Origin of the sequence: Kocuria palustris, assembly GCF_016907795.1 — a bacterium.
In the GTDB taxonomy this organism is placed as follows: Bacteria; Actinomycetota; Actinomycetes; order Actinomycetales; family Micrococcaceae; genus Kocuria; species Kocuria palustris.
The window spans coordinates 2,101,910-2,121,601 of record NZ_JAFBCR010000001.1 but is presented as its reverse complement, the minus strand read 5'-3'; the positions used below and the strand labels follow the sequence as shown (position 1 = coordinate 2,121,601).

General features: G+C 71.3%; 17 protein-coding genes, 2 tRNA genes and 1 riboswitch. Of the genes, 10 read left to right on the top strand and 9 right to left on the bottom strand.

The window, feature by feature from the left end; all coding sequences use genetic code 11:
- Positions 1–7: 7 nt before the first annotated feature.
- Complete coding sequence (locus tag JOE55_RS09445; protein WP_239546588.1) at positions 8–1,222, bottom strand: trans-sulfuration enzyme family protein; 1,215 nt, start codon at positions 1,220–1,222, stop codon at positions 8–10.
- Here JOE55_RS09445 and tmk point away from each other — a divergent pair.
- The 3 genes from tmk (at position 1,221) to JOE55_RS09430 (ending at position 4,764) form a co-directional block, all read left to right on the top strand.
- The gene (tmk, locus tag JOE55_RS09440) at positions 1,221–1,973 is read left to right on the top strand and encodes a dTMP kinase (protein ID WP_204782740.1); all 753 of its coding nucleotides are present in this window, start codon (positions 1,221–1,223) and stop codon (positions 1,971–1,973) included. The genes JOE55_RS09445 and tmk overlap by 2 nt on opposite strands.
- On the top strand, positions 1,970–3,109 hold the full coding sequence (locus tag JOE55_RS09435; RefSeq protein WP_204782739.1) for a DNA polymerase III subunit delta': 1,140 nt from the start codon (positions 1,970–1,972) through the stop codon (positions 3,107–3,109). The genes tmk and JOE55_RS09435 overlap by 4 nt, the downstream gene beginning before the upstream one ends.
- Before the next feature lie 74 nt (positions 3,110–3,183).
- Positions 3,184–4,764: an alpha/beta hydrolase gene (locus tag JOE55_RS09430; protein ID WP_204782738.1), complete on the top strand. Its 1,581-nt coding sequence runs from the start codon at positions 3,184–3,186 to the stop codon at positions 4,762–4,764.
- 13 nt (positions 4,765–4,777) lie between these two features.
- Here the strand turns inward: JOE55_RS09430 and JOE55_RS09425 are convergent, their stop codons facing one another.
- Positions 4,778–5,497 (bottom strand): HAD-IA family hydrolase, encoded by a 720-nt coding sequence (locus tag JOE55_RS09425; protein WP_006214673.1) that lies wholly within the window; start codon positions 5,495–5,497, stop codon positions 4,778–4,780.
- Between the two features lie 266 nt (positions 5,498–5,763).
- On the opposite strand from JOE55_RS09425, the gene JOE55_RS09420 reads away from it, so the two are divergent.
- Together JOE55_RS09420 and JOE55_RS09415 are read left to right on the top strand one after the other, a co-directional pair.
- Positions 5,764–5,839 (top strand) — tRNA-Thr (locus JOE55_RS09420).
- Between the two features lie 332 nt (positions 5,840–6,171).
- Positions 6,172–6,963, top strand: a complete 792-nt coding sequence (locus JOE55_RS09415) for a hypothetical protein (protein ID WP_006214674.1) — start codon at positions 6,172–6,174, stop codon at positions 6,961–6,963.
- Positions 6,964–6,979: 16 nt separating this feature from the next.
- Here the strand turns inward: JOE55_RS09415 and JOE55_RS09410 are convergent, their stop codons facing one another.
- Both JOE55_RS09410 and JOE55_RS09405 read right to left on the bottom strand, forming a co-directional pair.
- Positions 6,980–7,747, bottom strand: coding sequence for an ABC transporter ATP-binding protein (locus JOE55_RS09410; protein WP_204782737.1), 768 nt, complete (start codon positions 7,745–7,747; stop codon positions 6,980–6,982).
- 43 nt (positions 7,748–7,790) lie between these two features.
- The gene (locus JOE55_RS09405; RefSeq protein ID WP_204782736.1) at positions 7,791–8,900 is read right to left on the bottom strand and encodes an ABC transporter permease; all 1,110 of its coding nucleotides are present in this window, start codon (positions 8,898–8,900) and stop codon (positions 7,791–7,793) included.
- A gap of 189 nt (positions 8,901–9,089) precedes the next feature.
- On the opposite strand from JOE55_RS09405, the gene JOE55_RS09400 reads away from it, so the two are divergent.
- Both JOE55_RS09400 and JOE55_RS09395 read left to right on the top strand, forming a co-directional pair.
- A complete protein-coding gene (locus JOE55_RS09400) occupies positions 9,090–10,406 on the top strand; it encodes a sensor histidine kinase (protein WP_204782735.1) in 1,317 nt (438 codons plus the stop codon).
- Positions 10,403–11,044 carry a response regulator gene (locus JOE55_RS09395; protein ID WP_204782734.1) on the top strand — a complete coding sequence of 214 codons (642 nt, stop codon included), beginning with the start codon at positions 10,403–10,405 and terminating at the stop codon, positions 11,042–11,044. The genes JOE55_RS09400 and JOE55_RS09395 overlap by 4 nt, the downstream gene beginning before the upstream one ends.
- A 103-nt stretch (positions 11,045–11,147) precedes the next feature.
- Here JOE55_RS09395 and JOE55_RS09390 read toward each other — a convergent pair whose 3' ends face one another.
- The 4 genes from JOE55_RS09390 to JOE55_RS09375 all read right to left on the bottom strand — a co-directional run bounded on the left by JOE55_RS09390 (position 11,148) and on the right by JOE55_RS09375 (position 15,638).
- Positions 11,148–11,630: a hypothetical protein gene (locus tag JOE55_RS09390; protein WP_204782733.1), complete on the bottom strand. Its 483-nt coding sequence runs from the start codon at positions 11,628–11,630 to the stop codon at positions 11,148–11,150.
- 138 nt (positions 11,631–11,768) lie between these two features.
- Positions 11,769–11,963, bottom strand: coding sequence for a YbdD/YjiX family protein (locus JOE55_RS09385; protein WP_204782732.1), 195 nt, complete (start codon positions 11,961–11,963; stop codon positions 11,769–11,771).
- Between the two features lie 79 nt (positions 11,964–12,042).
- Complete coding sequence (locus JOE55_RS09380) at positions 12,043–14,364, bottom strand: carbon starvation CstA family protein (protein ID WP_204782731.1); 2,322 nt, start codon at positions 14,362–14,364, stop codon at positions 12,043–12,045.
- Positions 14,365–14,642: 278 nt separating this feature from the next.
- Positions 14,643–15,638, bottom strand: a complete 996-nt coding sequence (locus JOE55_RS09375; RefSeq protein ID WP_204782730.1) for an NAD(P)H-quinone oxidoreductase — start codon at positions 15,636–15,638, stop codon at positions 14,643–14,645.
- A gap of 141 nt (positions 15,639–15,779) precedes the next feature.
- Between JOE55_RS09375 and JOE55_RS09370 the strand changes: the two genes are divergently transcribed.
- Both JOE55_RS09370 and JOE55_RS09365 read left to right on the top strand, forming a co-directional pair.
- Positions 15,780–15,867: transfer RNA gene (locus tag JOE55_RS09370), tRNA-Ser, on the top strand.
- Positions 15,868–15,939: 72 nt separating this feature from the next.
- Entirely contained in the window at positions 15,940–16,956 is a 1,017-nt protein-coding gene (locus tag JOE55_RS09365; RefSeq protein WP_204782729.1) for an acyl-CoA thioesterase, read from the top strand.
- A gap of 21 nt (positions 16,957–16,977) precedes the next feature.
- Here JOE55_RS09365 and JOE55_RS09360 read toward each other — a convergent pair whose 3' ends face one another.
- Entirely contained in the window at positions 16,978–18,135 is a 1,158-nt protein-coding gene (locus JOE55_RS09360) for a heparan-alpha-glucosaminide N-acetyltransferase domain-containing protein (protein WP_204782728.1), read from the bottom strand.
- 101 nt (positions 18,136–18,236) lie between these two features.
- Positions 18,237–18,344, top strand: a riboswitch (TPP riboswitch).
- Between JOE55_RS09360 and JOE55_RS09355 the strand changes: the two genes are divergently transcribed.
- Entirely contained in the window at positions 18,339–19,655 is a 1,317-nt protein-coding gene (locus JOE55_RS09355) for an MFS transporter (protein WP_204782727.1), read from the top strand. (Overlaps the previous riboswitch by 6 nt.)
- Positions 19,656–19,692 lie beyond the last annotated feature (37 nt).

Sequence of the window (19,692 nt, the reverse complement as noted above, 5' to 3'; positions counted from 1 at the left end):
CACGATCCTACCGGGCGGCGGGCTCGACCACTGCGGCCAGCGCCCGCTCGAGGTCCTCCCAGAGGTCCTCGACGTCCTCGATGCCCACGGACAGGCGCACCAGCGACTCCGGGACCGTGCGCGGCTCCTCGGGGTGGCGGCGACGGCGCTCGACGAGCGACTCGACGCCGCCCAGCGAGGTCGCCGGCACCCACAGGCGCAGGGCCTCGACGACACGATCGGCCGCTGCTGCGTCGCCGTCGACCTCCAGTCCCACGATCGCCCCGAAGCCGCCCTGCAGCTGCTGAGCGGCCCGCTCGTGGCCGGGGTCCTCCGTCAGGCCCGGGTAGCGCACGGCGCGCACGCCGGGCTGCTCGAGCAGGCGACGGGCGATCTCGGCGGCGCTGGCACCCGCGCGCTCGACGCGCAGGGACAGCGTGCGGATCCCCCGCAGGGCCAACCAGGTCTCGAACGGGCCGGGAATGGCGCCGTGGCGGGAGCGATGGGCGTGCAGGCGCTGGCGGAGCTCGGGATCCACGGCGGTGGCCGCTCCCAGGACGACGTCCGAGTGCCCCGCCAGGTACTTGGTGGCCGAGTGCACGACGAGGTCGGCACCCCAGGCCAGCGGACGCTGCAGCAGGGGCGTGGTGAAGGTGCTGTCCACGCAGCTGAGCACACCCAGGCGACGAGTGCCCGCCAGGATCTCCGGGAGGTCGGCGACCTCGAGCATGGGATTGGTGGGCGACTCCAGCAGCACCAGATCTGCGCCCTCGGCGGCGGCCAGCACGGCGTCGGTGTCGGTCACCTCCACGGCATCGACGCGGATCCGACCCTCCTGCTCGGCCTCGCGCACGAGCGTCATGGTGCCCATGTAGACGTGCACCGGCACGACGACCCGGCCGCCCAGCGGCACGAGCGAGAGCACGGCCGAGATCGAGGCCACCCCGGAGGCGAAGGCCAGCGACGGCAGCGGCGAGCCCTCGAGCTGACCCAGCACGGATTCGAAGTCGTCCCAGGTCGGGTTGCTGGCGCGGCCGTACATGCGCTCGCCCGGCACGGGCTCCCCCGCGCCGCGGTAGGTCGAGCTCAGCACGATCGACGGGCCGACGGGAGCATCGCGCTCCGGGGCCGGGCGACCGCCGGCGACCGCGATCGTAGCCGGACGCAGCCGCCCGTGGAGGGTCTCCCCCGAGGGCTGCTGCTCGGCGTTCGGGCGGGGCGCGGCGGAATCCGGAGAAGTCATGGCCTCACCCTATGACGGCCGCGCCCACACGCTTCATGGGGACGGCGCCGATGTCTGCCGCGGCCCCTACAGTGTCCGTGTGACGTTCCAGACCAGCCCAGCGAGCACGCCTGCCGCTCTCATCGCCTTCGAGGGCGGCGACGGCGCCGGCAAGTCCACGCAGCTGCGCCTGCTGGCCGAGTCCCTGCGGGAGCGCGGCGTGCCGGTGCTGCTCACCCGCGAGCCCGGCGGATCGGCCCTGGGCGAGCAGATCCGCTCCCTGGTCCTGGACCCCGAGCACGCGCCGGTGGATCCGCGCACGGAGGCGCTACTGTTCGCCGCTTCGCGCAGCGCCCACGTCCAGCGCACCCTTCTTCCTGCGCTGCGCGAGGGCAGCACGGTCCTGACCGATCGCTACCTCGACTCCTCGGTGGCCTATCAGGGAGCGGCGCGCGAGCTCGGCACGCAGACCGTGCGGGATCTGAACCTGTGGGCGGTCGACGGCCTGCTGCCGGATCTGACCGTGCTGCTCGACGTCCCCGAGGAGACGGGGCGGGCTCGCCGGGCCGAGCGCGCCGCGGATCGCATGGAGCAGGAGCCCGCCCCCTTCCACGAGGAGGTCCGCCAGGCCTTCCTGGAGCTGGCCCGGCAGGCGCCGCAGCGCTATCTCGTGCTGCAGGCCGACGCCCCCGTGGAGGAGCTGGCGGCGCAGATCCGCGAGCGCGTGCTCGACCTGCTGGCCCAGAGGGCCTCCGGAGGGCAGCGATCGTGAGCGTCTGGGACGACCTGGTGGGGCAGGACGCCGTCGTGGATCAGCTCGCCCGGGCTGCTCGTGATGAACAGCCCCCGCACGCCTGGCTCGTGACCGGGCCGCCCGGATCGGGGCGCTCCCACGCCGCTCTCGCGCTGGCGGCCGCGCTGCTGTGCGAGCAGCCGGATCCCGCCGATCGCGGCTGCGGCGAGTGCTCCGCCTGCCGCACCGTCCGCGCCGGCTCGCACGCCGATCTCACACACTTCCGCACCGAGCACAGCGAGATCCGCATCGACGAGGCCCGCGAGCTCGTGGTCAGGGCTCAGGACCGCCCGTCGGTGGGGCGCTGGCGGGTCATGGTGATCGAGGACGCCGACCGCATGGCCGAGCGGACCTCCAACGTCATGCTCAAGGCCATCGAGGAGCCGCCGCCGGGGACCATCTGGCTGCTGTGCGCGCCGAGCCCCAGCGACGTCCTGGTCACCATCCGCTCGCGCTGCCGCCCCGTCACCCTGCGGGTGCCGCCCGTGGAGGCCGTGGCCGAGCTGCTCGAGCGCCGCGACGGCGTGCCGGCGGCCCGCGCACTGGAATGCGCCCGCCTGGCCCAGTCCCACGTGGGCGTGGCGCGCCGGCTGGCCCTGTACGACGACGCCCGCGAGCGCCGTCGTCGGGTCGTCGAGATGCCTCTGCGGCTGGGCGGCGTCTCGGATGCCGTGCGCGAGGCAGGGCGGCTGACGCGCCTGGCCGAGGAGGAGGCGACCGCCGAGTCGGAGGCCCGGGACGAGGAGGAGCGCGCGCACCTGCTGACCTCCATGGGCGCCGCGGAGTCCGGGAAGATGCCGCCCAACGTGCGCAGCGCCCTGCGGCGCCTGGAGGAGGACCAGAAGCGCCGCTCCAAGCGCGTGCGCACGGACACCCTGGACCGCTTCCTGATCGATCTGACCACGTTCTACCGCGATGCCCTCACGCTGCAGCTGCAGACCGGGTCGGAGCTGGTCAACCAGCACATCGCGGACTCGCTGCGCGATCACGCGCTGAACTCCACGCCCGAGGAGTCCCTCGAGCGCATCGACACGATCGCCCGCACGCGCACCAGGATCCGCACCAGCGCCGCCGCCGGACTGGCCTTCGAGGCCATGGCCGTCTCCCTGCTCTGAGGCCCGCCCGTCGGCGCGTCCCGTGCGCGCCGGGCCGGACCACGAACCCGCACCACAGATGGGATGCCCCCCGGATGAGCCACCGCCCCCGCCGCCGGATGCGGCTGGCCGCTGCCCTGGCCGTGTGCGCCCTGGCGCTGAGCGCCTGCACCGATGACGACTCCCCCGCCGGGGGCCAGTCGGCACCCGAGGGCGCTGCGCAGGGCATGGACGAGTTCTACGCCCAGGAGCTCGACTGGGGATCGTGCGAGGACTCCGGCGGGATCTCCGGGTTCTTCGGCGGCGACGACCAGCAGTGCGCGCAGCTCACCGTGCCGGTGGACTACTCCGATCCCGAGGGCGAGACCACCACGGTGGCCATGGCGCGGCTTCCCTCGACCGGGGATGCCCCGGAGGGTGCGCTGGTCGTGAACCCCGGCGGACCGGGCGGCTCCGGGGTGGACCTGATCTCCCAGTCCGGTCCGCTGTTCGGCGACGATCTGCGCGAGGACTACGACATCGTCTCCTTCGACCCTCGCGGCGTCTCCCGCTCGGACGAGATCCAGTGCTTCGACGACGACGCCGCCCTCGACGCATGGCGCTCCCAGCCCTCGCTCACGGGCCAGGACATCACGGCAGAGGATCTGCGCGAGGAGTACAGGGAGCTCGGCGAGGGCTGTGCAGAGCACTCGGGACCTGTGCTGGAGCACATGGACACGGCCTCCGTGGCCAAGGACCTGGACGTCATGCGCGCAGCCCTGGGCCAGGACCGGACCGACTACCTGGGCTTCTCCTACGGCACGCGCATCGGCGCCGAGTACGCCCGGCAGTTCCCGGATCGCGTGGGGCGGTTCGTCCTCGATGGTGCCGTCGATCCGCAGGCCTCGAACTCCGAGGTGGCCATGGGCCAGGCAGTGGGATTCGAGAGCGCGCTGCGGGACTTCATGGAGGACTGCACGCAGAACTCCGCCGACTGCTTCACGGACGGCTCCGCGGACGACGGCATGGAGGAGGTCCAGCAGATCCTGGCCCGCTCCGCGGACGAGGAGATCACCGGGCCCGACGGCCGACGCCTGACCCCCGTCCAGGTGGCCGAGGGCATCATCACGCCGCTGTACAGCACCGCCACCTACCCCAGGCTCAACCAGGCCCTGCGGGACGCCTCGGACGGCGACTACGACGCCCTCCAGGAGCTCTCCGACCTCAACCACGGGCGCCAGGAGGACGGGACGTACCACGGGAACTCGACCGTCGCCTTCAGCGCGGTCAACTGCCTGGACTCGACCGACGACTCGGTCACCGACCAGGACATGGCGGCCCAGCAGCAGGAGCTCACCGAGCGGGCGCCGACCTTCGGCCCCTACCTCGGCTACGCGGAGGCGGCCTGCCAGGGCTGGCCGTACGGACCGGTCGAGGAGGATCCGGACGAGCCGGCGGAGTACTCGGGCGACTCCGAGATCCTGGTCGTGGGCGGGACCGAGGACCCGGCGACCCCGTATGCCTGGTCCGAGGCCCTGACCGAGCAGCTGGGACGGGCCACCCTGCTCACCCGGGAGGGCATGGGCCACGTCTCCTACTCCTCGGGCAACGGGTGCATCGTCGAGGCGGTCGACGCCTATCTCCTCGAGGGCATCCTCCCGGAGGAGGGCACGGTCTGCCGGGACGCCGGCATCTGAGCGGAGGCCGCGCTCAGGAGGCGTGCGAGCGCAGCGGCAGCTCGAGCAGGCCGGGGATGTCGCGGATGGAGTCCACGACCGCGTCGGCACCCGAGGTGCGCAGGGAGTCCTCGCGGTGGGCTCCGGTCAGCACGCCCACGTTGGCGCGGGATCCCGCCCGGCGCCCGGAGAGCATGTCCGCGGCGGTGTCGCCCACGACCATGACCTCGCGGACGTCGGCGAGGTCCAGGGCCAACAGCGCCGTGAGGATCATGTCCGGGTAGGGGCGGCCGCGGCCGGCGTCGGAGGGGCACAGGCTCAGATCGGCCAGACCCATCCAGTCCAGGTGCTCCAGGATCTGGTTCTGGCTGTGGCGGTTGTAGCCGGTGGCCAGCACGACCTTCAGCCCGGACTCCCGCAGCCCCAGGATGACGTCCTCGGCGCCCGGGACGGCAGTGACGGCGTCGGTGCGCAGCAGCTCGTCGAACTGGCGCTCGAACTCGCGGCTGGCCTCGGCGGCGACGGCAGGCTCGTCCTCGAAGAGGTGCTGGAAGACGCGGACCTTGGACTGGCCCAGGGTGTCGCGCACGAAGCCGAGCATGCCCGTGAAGCGCGGCGAGTCCGCGGCGATGCCCAGCTTCTCGAGCGTGCGGGTGAAGGCGCGCTCCATGATCCCGTTGTCCTCGAAGGACGTCCCCGACATGTCGATGAACGCCAGGCGGAGATTGCGGACGATGTCTGGGCGGAGGGTCATCTGCGGTCCTTCAGCGATCGATGCCTGCTCAGCGCGCCGTGCAGCGGCGGTCTCGGAGCAGGAGGGGCCTCGCTCAGCACGAGGGGCTGCAGCGACCATGCTCTCCCCCGGTCCGAGCGCGGTCGCGGATTCGCACCGACGTGAGGGTGAACACACGACGAACACTCATGCATCTCGACCCGGATTCGACGTCCGCACGGATGTGACCGGCCCGCTCGACGGTGCTATGGTGTCATCCGCGCTGTGGCCCGCCGCGGTCCGGTCGCGCCGCCTTAGCTCAGTCGGTAGAGCGATTCACTCGTAATGAATAGGTCGCCGGTTCGATTCCGGCAGGCGGCTCCAGCAGAACCCCCAGGTCCGATCCCGTGAGAACGGGACGGCCTGGGGGTTCTCTCACGACACGAGCCAGCCCGGAGCTCGCGGCAGATCCGATCTCCGAGGCAGCCCCCTGATCACCCCGTCGATCGCAGAGACGAGGGACAGAGCTGCGATGTCTGATGGACATCAACCTGCAAAGACATGCAACACCGGCAACCGAATCCTGGGCATCATCACACTTCAGGCCTAAGTTGAACCCTGGCGCGCCCTGCCCATCACGCGTCTCGCTCTGTCAGACGGACGGAGCTTCTCCCCCCGGAAGCCCGCCACGTCGACAGCTGAGCCCTAGGACGGCAATGATTCTCAGCTCTCCCTCTGCCACGACATCCACGCACAAGGCCTATGACTCCGTCTGGGTCGAGTTCGATTCCATCTGGCTGAAGCCCCGACTCGTCTTCGATGAGCGCACGCGCGACGCGTTCGATGCCTGCGCAGAGATCTGCAACACGGTGATGTGCGAGAGCATGGGAACCGCGCCGTCCGCGCAGCGCCCCCTGGTGCGCTGCGCGCTGCGCACGGACGGACCGGGGTCCTATCTCCTGAGCTTCGAGATCCCGGAAGAAGGCCCTGCGCTTCCGGAGCCGGACACCACCTCGCCCGCAAGGGGTCGCTGGAAGGCCAGAAAGCGCACCCAGGAAGCTCGGACCGCAAGCCAGCAGGACCCTGACCTGCAGCTCAGGCTCCTGTCGGCCACTCGCATCCTCGTGGAGATGCTGCTGGCGGTCGACACCATCTGCTCCACGCCCGCAGGCCAGCTCAGCGTGAACGAGCGGCGATGCAACCACGGGCACTTCGTGGAATTCGTCAACGGCGTCAGGGTCCTGAGGCATATACACCGGAATTCCTGGATGATGCTGTCGCAGCCGAGGATCCAGAAGCTGCTGAGCCGAGCCTTCGCTCCGTTCCAGGATGCCGAGCTCCACACCATGAGCGTGCGAGAGATCCCCCAGGAGGGGAGCCTCGGCGCCAGCTGGGTGGTCACAGCCAACCGTCGCCTGCAAGCTTTCGCGAATGGGGCACTGCTCGAGATGCCCGCTCTTCAGGGCACGATGCTCGGCGCCCAGCAGTTATCGGCCGAGCGCTCCTGAGCGACCCAACCCCGATTCACCCCGCCGTGAGCCGCCCGTCGACCAAGGTCAGCCGGCGGTCGTCGTCCTCCAGCAGCTCGGCCTCGTGCGTGACCAGCACCGTGGCGGTGCCGAAGCGCCGCGTCGCGTCTCGCAGCATCTGCATGACGGAGATCGAGCGCTCGTGATCCAGCGCGGCCGTGGGCTCGTCGACGAGCATCACCGACGGGCTCGACATCAGCGCCCGGCCGATGTTGACCCGCTGCTGCTGACCGCCCGAGAGCTGGTGGGGCCTGCGACCGGCGGCGGCCTCCAGCCCGAGCAGCTCGAACAGCTCGTCGGCGCGCCTGGCCGCCTCCCGGCGCCGGCGCCGATCCTGTCCGCCGATGTGCGCGGTGAGCAGCAGCTGCTCCCGAGCGGTCAGCGAGGCCAGCAGATTGGGCTGCTGGAACACGACGCCCACCCGGGTCCGGCGCATCTCGGCGCGCTGCTCTGGGGTCATCTGCACGACGTCGCGGCCGTCGATCAGCACCTGCCCCGAGCTCGCTCCGACCAGACCGGCCACGACGGACAGCAGGGAGGACTTGCCCGAGCCCGACGGCCCCGTGACCGCGGTGAGGACCCCGGCGGGTGCCTCCATGGAGACGCCGTCGAGGGCGTGGACCAGTTGGGGGCGCCCGTCGTCGCCCTGGCCGTCGGGCCAGCTGAGGCGGACGTCGCGCAGCCGCAGCGCGGCTGAGGAATCGACGCGCTCAGCAGCCTCGGCGGACTGCCAGGGGGCGGGGACGGTGGACAGCACAGTCATGTCGGGCTCCTTCGGAAGCAGAGGGCGGAAAGCAGGCAGGGGCTCAGGCCGCGGACAGCGCGATCTGCGGGTCCACGCGAGCGACCCGGCGCACGGCCAGCAGCGCGGCGGCCAAGCCGAGCAGCAGGATCCCCAGGGCGGGCACCAGGGTGGTGGTCGGCGTGAGGCTGAACGGCACCGCTCCTGTCACCAGGGCGCCGCCGAGGCCGCCGAGCACCAGTCCGAGCGCGGTTCCGCCCAGCAGGACGGCCGCCGACTGGGCCAGCGCATCGCGCAGCACCCAGCCGCGAGAGGCCCCCAGGGCGCGCAGGATCGCGACCTCACGGGTGCGCTGGATGCTCCACACGGTCAGGAACGCGATCACCACGAGCGCGCCGATGCCGTAGAGGAAGGCCTGCATCATCAGCAGGGAGCCGCGCTCCGAGCTGTAGGCGGGCAGTGCCGCGAAGGAGTCGCGCGTGCCGGCGCTCCAGGTGCCTGCGGCCTCGTCCTGATCGGTCATCCGATCCTCGAGCTCGTTGCCGTTCAGGCCGTCGGCGGGGAAGACGGCCAGCGCGCTGCTCTGGCCGTCGCCCATGCGCAGCAGCTGCGCGGAGTCCTCGGTCGAGGTCCACACCACCGGGGAGTGCGAGTACCACTCATCGGCCGCGATGCCGATGACCGTCAGCTTCAGCGCACCCGCGTCCAGCTCGTCGCCGACACCGACGCCCAGCGACTGGGCCGTCTCCTGCGACAGGACGGTCTGCCCGGCCCCCGGACGGGGCCGTCCTTCGAGGATCTCGAGGTCCGGGGCCAGCTCGGTGCCCGGCTGCAGGGCGAGCACGGCAGCCGAAGCCGAGGCGCCGTCGTGCTCGAGCTGAGCGCGCCCGACGTCGAAGCGCTCGGCGGACTCGACGCCCTCGGCGCGGGCCCACGACCCGGCCTGCTGGGCGTCGATGCGGGAATCGCTGTAGGAGGGATCCTCGCCGTCGCTGCCCGCGGCCAGGACGATGCGCAGGGCCTCGAGCGCCTCGAGGGCGGAGGTGGACTGGCGGCCCAGACCGTCGGTCAGGCCGGTGAGCATGACGACGAGCAGCGTGATCATGGCGACCACGGAGCCGATCAGGGCGAAGCGACCGCGCGCGAAGCGCAGATCGCGCAGGGAGAGGAACATGCTGGTCACTCCTGGCGGATGGTTCGAGGGGCCGGGTGGCTTCCCGGCGTTGTGCGATGGCTCCACTGTCCGCCGTGGCAGGTCTCGGGCGCATCGGACGGCGGTGGGGTCCTGAGCACACCGAACGGCGCACCCCGAGATCAGCCGATCGGCTGATGCCCCGTCCGGCAGGATCCGTAGGCTGGAGCGATGACCACCTCCGCCGCCGACCGAGCCCTCGGCCCGGACTCCGACGAGGCCGCTGCGACTCCCGCCGTGCTGCGGGCCATGCGCGTGATCCTGCACGTGAGCTTCGCCGGGCTGCTGGGGCTGGCAGTGGGCCGGTTCCTGATCGGCGCCTCCTGGCCCGGCGCCCTGTGGCCGCTGGCCCTGTCCGTGCTGCTGGGCCTCGCCTATCTGAGCGGCACCGTCACGGAGCATCGGGCCTTCCTCGGCGTCCGTCCCCGTGCGCGCCCGGCCAGCGCGGGCGTGTGGCTGGCGGCGGTGCTCGTGCTGTGGTGCCTGCTTGCTCTGCGCGCACCGGACTTCTCCTGGGTGGTCTTCCCGCTGTTCTTCGTCGTCCAGGCTGTGCTGCCGACGGTGCCGAGCCTGATTGCGGTCGCCGGGCTCACCGCGGTGGTGATCGCCACCCAGGCTCTGCACGCAGGCACGGGGGGCTTCGGCACCGGGCAGGTCATCGGCCCGGTCCTCGGCGCGGTGTTCGCCGTGATCGCGGCCTGGGCCTACCGGGCCCTGTGGCGAGATGCCCAGCGCCACCGCCGTACCGTCGTCGCGCTGCAGGCCGCCAGGGAGGAGCTCGCCCACCGCGAGCACCGCGCGGGGGTGCTCGCCGAGCGCGACCGGCTCTCCCGCGAGATCCACGACACCCTGGCCCAGGGCCTCGCCTCGATCGTGCTGTTCTCCCGCGCCGCCCAGGACTCCTTGGCGCAGGATCGCCCGGACGCCGCCGCCGAGCAGCTGCGAGTCCTGGAGTCGACGGCTTCGGCCGATCTCGCGGAGGCCCGTCGCTTCGTCCAGGGCCTGGCCTCGCCGCGCCTGGCCGCCGGGCTCGAATCGGCCCTGCGCGATCTGGTCGACGGCCTGCAGGGGCGTGCCGAGTCCGCAGGCACCGGCCTGAGCGTCTCCCTGCGGGTCGAGGGAGAGCCCCGGGACCTGGAGCAGGAGACCGAGGCCGTGCTCCTGCGCGCGGCCCAGACCTGCCTGAGCAACGTCGAAACCCATGCTCGCGCCTCCCGCGCGGCCGTCACCCTGGCCTACTGGCCGGAGACAGTGACCCTGGACGTCGTCGACGACGGCGTGGGATTCGACGCCGCAGCGCCGCACAGGCCCGGGCGCGACGGCGGCTACGGCCTGCCCCACCTGCGCCGACGTGCGCGCGAGCTCGGCGGGCAGCTGTCGATCGAGTCACGCCCGGGAGCCGGCACGGCAGCGGCTCTGCAGCTGCCCGCGCGCGTCGCCCGGCCGAGCACACCGCAGCAGCCCTCGGAGGATCGAGACCGGACATGACCCACCCCGCCCCGACGACCGAGACCCCTCTGGGCCTGCTGCTCGTGGACGACCACCCCGTCGTGCGCGCCGGGCTGAAGGCACTGCTCGAGGCCGACGGCACGCTCGCGGTCCTCGCGGAGGCAGGCGACGGGGCCCAAGCCCTGGCCGCCCTCGACGACCAGCCCGTGGACGTCGTGATCATGGACCTGCAGATGCCGACCATGGATGGGCCCACGGCCATCCGCAGGCTCCGCGACCGCGGCGGGCCTCCCGTCCTGGTCCTGACCACCTACGAGACGCAGGCGGACATCGTCTCCGCGCTGGAGGCCGGAGCCACCGGCTATCTGCTCAAGGACTCCCCCGCCGAGCAGCTGCGAGAGGCCGTGCGCCAGACCGCGCAGGGTCGCTCCGTGCTGGCGCCGTCGGTGACCCAGCAGCTCGTGCAGCGGGCGGCTCGCCCGGCGCAGAGCCTCAGCGCACGGGAGATTGAGATTCTGCAGGGACTGGCCACGGGAGCAAGCAACCGCGAGCTGGCAGCGCAGCTCGTGATCTCCGAGGCCACCGTCAAGACGCACCTGCTGCACGTCTACGACAAGCTCGGCGTGGACAACCGGACCGCCGCCGTGCACCGGGCCAGGGAGCAGCGGCTCATCTGAGCCCGAGGGCGCGGGCTGCGGATCAGCACGCAGCCGCTGCAGCTGCATCAGAGCGATGCGTCCGGGCAGCTCGCCTTCGGCGACGGCGCTGCGGCCGTTCGCCTCAGACCGCCCCGTGCTCCTGCACCAGCGTCTCGCCGCGCACGATATGCGCGCCGACGGCCTCGGTGCGCCGCCGCACGGCCTCCAGGCGCTGGGCGCGGGCCGTCTCCGGGTCGACGCCCGGCGTGCGGAAGCGGGCCAGCGCCAGCGCTTCGGCCGCCTGGGCCATGTCATTGCCCGCCCTTGACAGCTCCCGATGGAGGTCATTGAGCCAGCCGCCCTCGGAGCCGGGGATGTCCTGGTCGTTCGTGGGCGCCATCGCCTGCGCGGCCGTGCACAGCGCGCGCACCCGGGGGAGCAGATCGGCCAGCTCGTTGGCCGCGGGGACGGCCGCGGCCTGCAGGCCGGCGTCCTGGATCTGCTCGAGCACCTGGTGAAAGCGATCGAGCCCGCGCCGGAACCGGTCATGGGCGCGACGCCACACGCCCAGACCCAACTGCTTCTCATCGCGGCGCTGTGCCCGATGCTCGCTGAGGAATCCCATAGACCTCCATGATGACACGTCGTCACCATCCGGGACGATGCGATTCCGGCGCCCCACGAACCAGTGGCCCCGCGGTGTGCTTCTCGAGCTCGAGACGCACACCACAGGGCCACTGGAGGCAGAACCTGGCGCCCCGCTTCAGCAGCAGCGGCCCTCCGGGTGGCGCTCCTGCCAGTCCTGCCAGCTGCGCCAGAACTCGCGCTCGGTCATGGGCTTCTCCCCCTCGCACCCGTGGGCGCGGTGGTGCTCCAGATAGCGCTGGTACTTGTCGGCGCCCAGCACACCGTCGGCGAACCGCTTCAACGAGGACACCGCCTCGAGGATCGACGTCATCTGGTCCTCTCCTCCTCTCGTCGTGCCGTGCGATGGCCGCGCTCGTCGTCGGGGTCGTCTCCCGACGACGAGCGCCGCCTCAGTGCCCGTGCCCCGACAGTCCGCCGGGAGTGCGCTGCTCGATCGGGATCTGCTCCCAGCGCTGGGCCAGCTGCTTCTCCGACGGCGTCATGATGAAGCCGGCCGGAGCATAGAACCGTGACTCGACGTACGGGTCCTCGTGCCCGACGGCCTGCCCGCTGAGATCCTGCATGCCGATCTTCCCGTGCGCGCGGTAGTGCTGGATGGTGCGGATGACGGCCATGACCACGACCGTGATCGTCAGCACCACGAACAGGATGGACAGGGTGCCCTGCACGGTCGTGTTGCGCACGACCGCCTCCATCGCCTCCGTCGTCTGCGCGGTGCCGTGGCTCGTCTCGCCATCGGCCAGCGCCTTGCGGAAGGCCGCGTTGTTCGCCCAGTAGCCGATCGCGGGGTTCGAGGAGAAGATCTTCTGCCACGAGCCCGTGACCGTCACGGCGAAGTCGAAGGCCAGCGGGACGATGATGATCCACAGGTAGCCGAAGCGGCCCCGGGAGGCGGCGATCGTCAGGCAGACCGCCAGCGCGATCGCGGCCAGCAGCTGATTGGCGATGCCGAACAGCGGGTAGAAGGTGTTGATGCCGCCCAGCGGGTCGGTGACGCCGAGGATCAGGATCGATCCCCAGCCGGCCACCATGAGCGCCGTGGTCAGCCACGCTCCCAGCCGCCAGTCCGGGTCGCGGAAGCGCGGGATGAAGTTGCCGAGCGAATCGCTGAGCATGAAGCGGGCCACACGGGTGCCGGCGTCGACGGCGGTGAGGATGAACAGCGCCTCGAACATGATCGCGAAGTGGTACCAGAAGCTCATCATGGAGGCTCCGCCGAACCACTGGTTCATGATCCCGGCCAGGCCCACAGCGAGGGTGGGCGCGCCGCCGGTGCGCGAGACGATCGACTCCTCGCCCACGGCGTCTGCCGTGCCCTGGATCTGCTCCGGTGTGACGTCCACACCGGCCAGTCCCAGCGAGTTCACCCAGGCCACGGCACCCTCGACCGTGCCGCCGGTGGCGGCGGGCGAGGAGTTCATGGCGAAGTAGATGCCCCGGTCGATCGAGATCGCAGCGACCAGCGCCATGATCGCCACGAAGGACTCCATGAGCATGCCGCCGTAGCCGATCAGGCGCGTCTGGCGCTCCTTCTCGATCATCTTGGGGGTGGTGCCCGAGGCGATCAGCGCGTGGAACCCGGACAGGGCGCCGCAGGCGATCGTGACGAACAGGAACGGGAACAGCGCGCCGGAGAACACGGGGCCGTCGGTGCGCCCGGCGAACTCCGAGACCGCCGGCACCGAGATCTCCGGACGGACGACGACGATGGCCACCGCCAGCAGGAGGATGGTGCCGACCTTCATGAAGGTCGAGAGGTAGTCGCGCGGGCTCAGCAGCAGCCACACGGGCAGCACGGCTGCCACGAAGCCGTAGATGATCACGAACCACGCCAGCGTCACGCGGTCCAGGGTGAACAGCGCGACGCCCCAGTCGGTGTCGGCGACCCAGCCGCCGCCCACGATCGCGAGCATCAGCAGCGCGAAGCCGACGATGGAGATCTCCAGGACTTTGCCCGGGCGGATGTAGCGCAGGTAGAGGCCCATGAACAGGGCGATCGGGATGGTCATGCCCACCGAGAAGACGCCCCACGGGGACTCGCCCAGAGCGTTGACGACCACCAGGGCCAGGATGGCCACGATGATGATCATGATCACGAGGGTCGCGATGATCGCCGCCCAGCCGCCGACCGGTCCGAGCTCGTCCTTGGCCATCTGGCCCAGGGAGCGGCCGCCGCGGCGCATGGAGAAGAACAGCACCAGGTAGTCCTGGACCGCACCGGCGAGGATCACGCCGACGATAATCCAGATGGTCCCGGGCAGGTAGCCCATCTGGGCGGCCAGCACGGGGCCGACCAGCGGGCCGGCGCCTGCGATCGCGGCGAAGTGGTGGCCGTAGAGCACGCGGCGGTCCGTGGCCAGGTAGTCGCGGCCGTTGGCCTTGTACTCCGCCGGGGTGGCGCGGAAGTCGTCGGGCTGGGCGAGCTTGCGCTCGATGAACTTGGAGTAGAACCGGTAGGCGATGAAGTAGCTGCAGACCGCTGCCAGCACGAACCAGATCGCGTTGACGGTCTCGCCGCGCACGATCGCCAGCATGACCCAGGCCAGTCCGCCCACCAGGGCGATGGCGACCCACAGGGCGATCTTGGCCGGGGTCCACTTGGCCTGCTCGGCCTCGAGGACCTCGGGTTCGACGGCGGCCGGAGGAAGGTCGGTGCGCGGATCCGGGGTGCCGGATCCGCCGGATCCGGGCGGTGTGACGGTGGTGCTCATGGAAGGCTCCTGGTGAGGGAGAGGGGAAGGCGCGGCCTCGACTGGAGGGCCGGGGCCGCGCACTTGTCACCGGGAGTCTAAGCCGAGGTGATCCGCTTCACGGGGCGGGTGCCGCGGGCGGGCCGCCGCCCCGCAGGCGCATCGAGTGGCCGATTTCCCACTGCCAGCTCATCCGGAGGCCAATTCCTCACCGCTAGCCGACGGAAGTGGTGAGGATCCGGCCGCTCGATGAAGGTGCGGTGGGGAATCGGCTTCTCGATGGCCTCGCCGGTCCTCGATCACGGGGTCAGCAGGATCTTGCCGATGTGCGTCCCCGAGTCGAAGTGCTCATGCGCCTGCGCGGCCTGATCGAGCGGGAACTCCCTGTCGACCACAGCGCGGATCTGGCCGGAGGCCACGAGCGGCCAGACGTGCTCGTGGACCTGCGCCATGATCCGAGCCTTCTGATCCGCCGGCCGAGCACGCAGCGTGGTGGCCACGAGATGCTGGCGCTTCACCATGAAGGAGCCCAGATCGATCTCGGCCTTCCGACCGCCCTGCAGCCCGATGATGATCAGCGTCCCGTCCACCGCCAGCGCCTTGAGGTTCGGCTCGAGGTACTTGGCGCCGACGACGTCGAAGATGATCTCCGGTCCGCGGCCATCGGTCAGCTCCTTCACCCGGCCCACGAAGTCCTCCTGGTCGTAGCGGATGGCCTCCGCGCCGAGCTCGCGGACGAACTCGGCCTTGGCCTCGGAGCTCACGGTGGTGATCACGCGCATGCCGATCGAACGTGCGATCTGGATGGCCGCCGTGCCGACGCCGCCCGTGCCGCCGTGCAGCAGCAGCGTCTGCCCGGACCGAGCACCGGCCTCCATCACGAGATTCGACCAGACGGTGGCCAGCACCTCGGGCAGCGCGGCGGCATCCGTCATGGACAGGGCATCCGGCACTGGCAGGACGTTCGCCGCCGGGGCGACGACCTCCTCGGCGTAGCCTCCCGAGTCCACCAGGGCGCAGACTCGGGCCCCGGGCACCAGGACGTCTCCGGACAGAGCGTGCTGCGGGACCTCGCCTCCGACTTCGAGCACGCGGCCGGAGATCTCGAGTCCGTAGATCGCGGAGCCGCCGTCGGGAACCTTGTAATGACCGGTTCTCTGGAGGACGTCGGCCCGGTTGATCCCGGCATGCTCCACGCGGATGCGGATCCCGTCGGCGGTGAGCTCGGGGACGGGCTGATCGGTCACGGTCAGGACCTCGGGTCCTCCGTGGTCGGCTTCGGCGACTGCGCGCATGGTGGGCCTCCTGCTGATCGTCGGGGTGTGTCGTGCCCAGGCTACGGAGGCGGGCAGACGCCCGCCGCGTCGATTCGGCTCCCAGCGCATGCCAGTGGAAGAATGAGCCGATGTGCGGGCGGTGCATGCCGACCCGTCACGGGAAGGTTGTCCGAGCGGCCGAAGGAGACGGTCTTGAAAACCGTTGTGCAGCGACCCTGCACCAAGGGTTCGAATCCCTTACCTTCCGCGCAGAGCAGCTGAGAGCCCCGACCCCCACGGTCGGGGCTCTCGCCGCATCACCTGCGGTAGTTTCATCGCCATGGACCAGACGACGCCCGCCCCCGCCGACAGCCGCTCCCGACGCCACGAGGTGACACTTCGCTTCCTGGCATCGCCCACCGATGAGGGGCATTCCGGGACCGTCGACGCCGGCCGAGTCCTGGAGTGGGTGGACAAGGCCGCCTTCGCCGCGGCCGCCGCCTGGTCGGGCTCCTACTGCGTGACTGCCTACGTGGGCAACATCCACTTCGAGTACCCCGTGCAGGTCGGCGAGATGGTCGAGGTGACCGGCACGGTGCTGACCACGGGCCGGTCCTCCATGCACATCAACACCGTGGTGCGCTCGGGCGATCCCAAGACGGGCGAGCTCGAGGAGCGGGCCCGGTGCCTGACGATCTTCGTGGCCGTCGACGGCAGCGGGAAGTCCACGCCCGTGCCGAGCTTCGAGCCGCGGGGCCTGGAGCAGGAGCTGGCCCGTGACTACGCGCTCTCGCGCATCCCGATCCGCGAGGAGATCACCGCCGAGATCGCCCGCCAGGACTTCAGCGCGGAGGGCACCGGCGAGCGCGAGGTCCTGCGCTTCCTGGCCGCCCCCACCGATGTGAACTGGGGCGGCAAGGTCCACGGCGGCATCGTCATGGAATGGATCGACGAGGCCGCCTACCTCTGCGCGACCCGCTACTGCGGCCGGGACACCGTGGCCGTGTTCTCCGGCGGCATCCGCTTCATGCGCCCCCTGCACATCGGGGATCTGGTCGAGGTCGACGCCCGCCTGATCTACACCGGGACCAAGGGCATGCACATCGCCGTGGAGGTCCGCTCCGGGGATCCGAAGTCCCGCGAGCTGGAGGTCACCACCAACTGCCTGACAGTCATGGTGGCCCGCGACGAGGAGGGCACCTCCGTGCCCGTCCCCGCCTGGGAGCCGGTGACCGAGGCGGATAAGCGGCTGTGGCAGCACGCACGCACGCTGCTCGAGATCCGCAGCCGCGCCCAGGGCAATCGGCTGCCGAATCACCTGCTGGAGGAGTCCGGCGAGTCGACGACGCCCGCCTGAGGCCACGCGGCGCCGGGAGGCTCAGCGCCGCGGCACGACCAGCCGCACGGCCCCGGAGACCAGCGACTCGAGCGGTCCAGGCCCCTCCCCGCCGGCCCGCCACAGCGCGGCGAGCCCCAGCAGCAGGAGCACATGCAGAACGTACAGGTCGGTGAGCTCGGACAGGATCACGTGCAGCGTGTACATGCTCAGCGGCATGGAGCCGGCCGCGAGCACGGGCATCAGCAGGCGGGTGCGCTCCCCTATCGCCAGGCAGATCAGAACGCACACGGCGATGACCGCCGCCGCGATGCCCGAGGTGAAGACCAGGTCGAAGGTCGTCGACGAGTGCGGACCGACCGTGATCAGCCACCACCACGTGGTCGTGGGCGTGGTCCCGTGGCTGCCGATGGTCTGTGCGGCATACGGCGAGCCCCAGGCCAGCGGCGACAGACCGGAGCCGGCACGCTCGAGGGCCTCGTGCCCGCCTGCGGCCAGCAGCAGCTGCGAGCTCACCCAGGCCGCAGCGGCCAGCAGGGCGCCGACGGCCCCTGCCCAGGCGGCCGTGGCGGCGCTGCGCCAGTCGAGCCTGGCCAGGAGCAGCCCCACGAGGAGGTAGCCCATCCACTGCAGCACCGGGTAGTAGCCGGTGAGCAGCACGCCGATGACCAGCTCACCCGGCTGAGCCAGGTGGGAGAGCTCGGGCGCTTCGGCGGCGCGCTGGAGGCCGAGCCCGCCGCGGATCAGGTGGGACGCCACCGGTGAGACCGCCAGCCAGATCACGGTCGTGGCCGCCAGCCATCGGGCCGGAAGCCGCAGGACCAGCGGGGCGAGCAGGAACAGCACCCCGTAGTTCACCAGGACCACCGCGATCGAGCTCGACAGCGATCCCAGCACGAGTCCGAGGATCGCGATCAGCACGCCGCGCACCGCCAGTGAGGCAGCCGCGTCGCGCCAGCGCCCATAGCGCCGCGTGGACAGCTCGACGGAGAACCCAGCCAGCACCGCGAACAGGGCTGCCGCCTTGCCCGCGATCAGACCGACGGGCTGCGGATCACCAGCCGCATCCACCAGGTCCATCGTGTGGGTGGCCATCATCCCGAGCAGGGCGACGGCCCGCGCCAGATCGATGCCGAGCATGCGGGCTCCCGGGTCCGGGCGCGTCGGGGAGCTCGAGGGCTCGGAGGCGATGAGGGGCACGCCCTCACTGTGCCTCACATGCTCGGGTCTCGGCCACGCGAGCCCGTCGCACCGCTAGGATCGACGGTGCGGCGCGCAGGTCGTGGGACCTGCACCGCTGAATGACCCCACACGGGAGCCCGGGCACGGGCTGAGAGGAAGCTGACGCGGCTTCGACCGTCGAACCTGCTCCGGTTCATACCGGCGAAGGAAGTGAGAGCTCGATGCCTTCTGCACCCCTGTCCGCCCCCGCGACCGCATCCTCCGACGGGCGCCCTCCCGCACCGACTCGCCGCGCGATCCGCGGCGGGATCATGGGCAACTACGTCGACCAGTTCGACATCTTCCTGCCCGTGATCGCCCTGGCTCCGGTGTCGGCGCAGCTGTTCGGCGATCATGACATCGTGCGCAATGCCGGCCTGATCTTCGTGGCCACCCTGCTGGGCCGCCCGCTCGGGGCCATGATCTTCGGTCCGATCGCCGACCGCGCGGGCCGGGTGCTCATCACCCAGGTCGCCCTCGCCGGCATCTGCCTCACGACCCTGCTGATCGCCCTGGTCCCCGGGCACGAGGTGCTCGGCGCGGGCACGTTCCTGGCGGTGCTGGCGCTGCGCCTCCTGGGCGGGATCTTCCTGGGCGGGGAGTACACCTCGGCGATCCCGCTGGCCATGGAGTGGGCGCGCCCGCGCTCACGCGGTCGTCTCAGCGGGATGATCATGGCGATGTCGCCGCTGGCCAACGCCAGCATCGCCGCCGTCACCTTCCTCCTCCTGCTGCTGCTGGACGACAGCGAGTACGCCGCCTGGGGCTGGCGGCTGCCGTTCCTGCTCGGCGCCGCCCTGGCCGCTGCCATGCTGATCTACTACCGCCTCATGGTCGAGGAGGCTCCGCAGCGCCGGCGCCCGGCCCGTTCGGCGCACCCGCTGGCGCAGCTCGTCAGGGGCAGCAGCCGCCGGTCGCTGTGGCAGGTCCTCGTGCTGATGACCGGGCTGTGGCTGCTCACCTACATGGCAGTGCCCACCCTGACCGCCCAGCTCTCGCGCATGCCGCAGCTCGAGCCGCAGACCGTCTCCCTCGTCATGCTGGGCGCGACGGCCGTGTCCGCGCTGGCCATGGCCGGGGCGGGGGCGCTGTCCAGTCGGATCGGGCGACGCCGGTTCTTCGTGGGCTTCGGGCTGCTCTGCGCAGCGGTCTCCCCCGTCATCCTCCTGGCGCTGCTGTCCGGGGCCCTCGGAGCCGGCATCGGCACGGTGCTGCTGCTGGCAGCCGCGCTGCAGGTCACGACGGTGACCGGCTACGGGCCGGTGGGCGCCTATCTGACGGAGCGCTTCCCCGACGAGATCCGGGCCAGCGGATACGGGGTGGCCTACAGCATCTCGATCGTGCTGCCCGCGCTCTACCCCTACTACCTGCCGCCGCTGCAGCAGCTGCTCGGGCCGCACGCGGCGATCGCCGCGGTGCTCGCGGTGGGCGGGCTCCTGGTGGCCTTCGGCGGGCTGCTCGGCCCCGAGCCAGATCGGTCGGGTCCGCTGCCCGACTGATCGGCAGATCGCGGCTCACAGGCAACTGCCAGCCGCC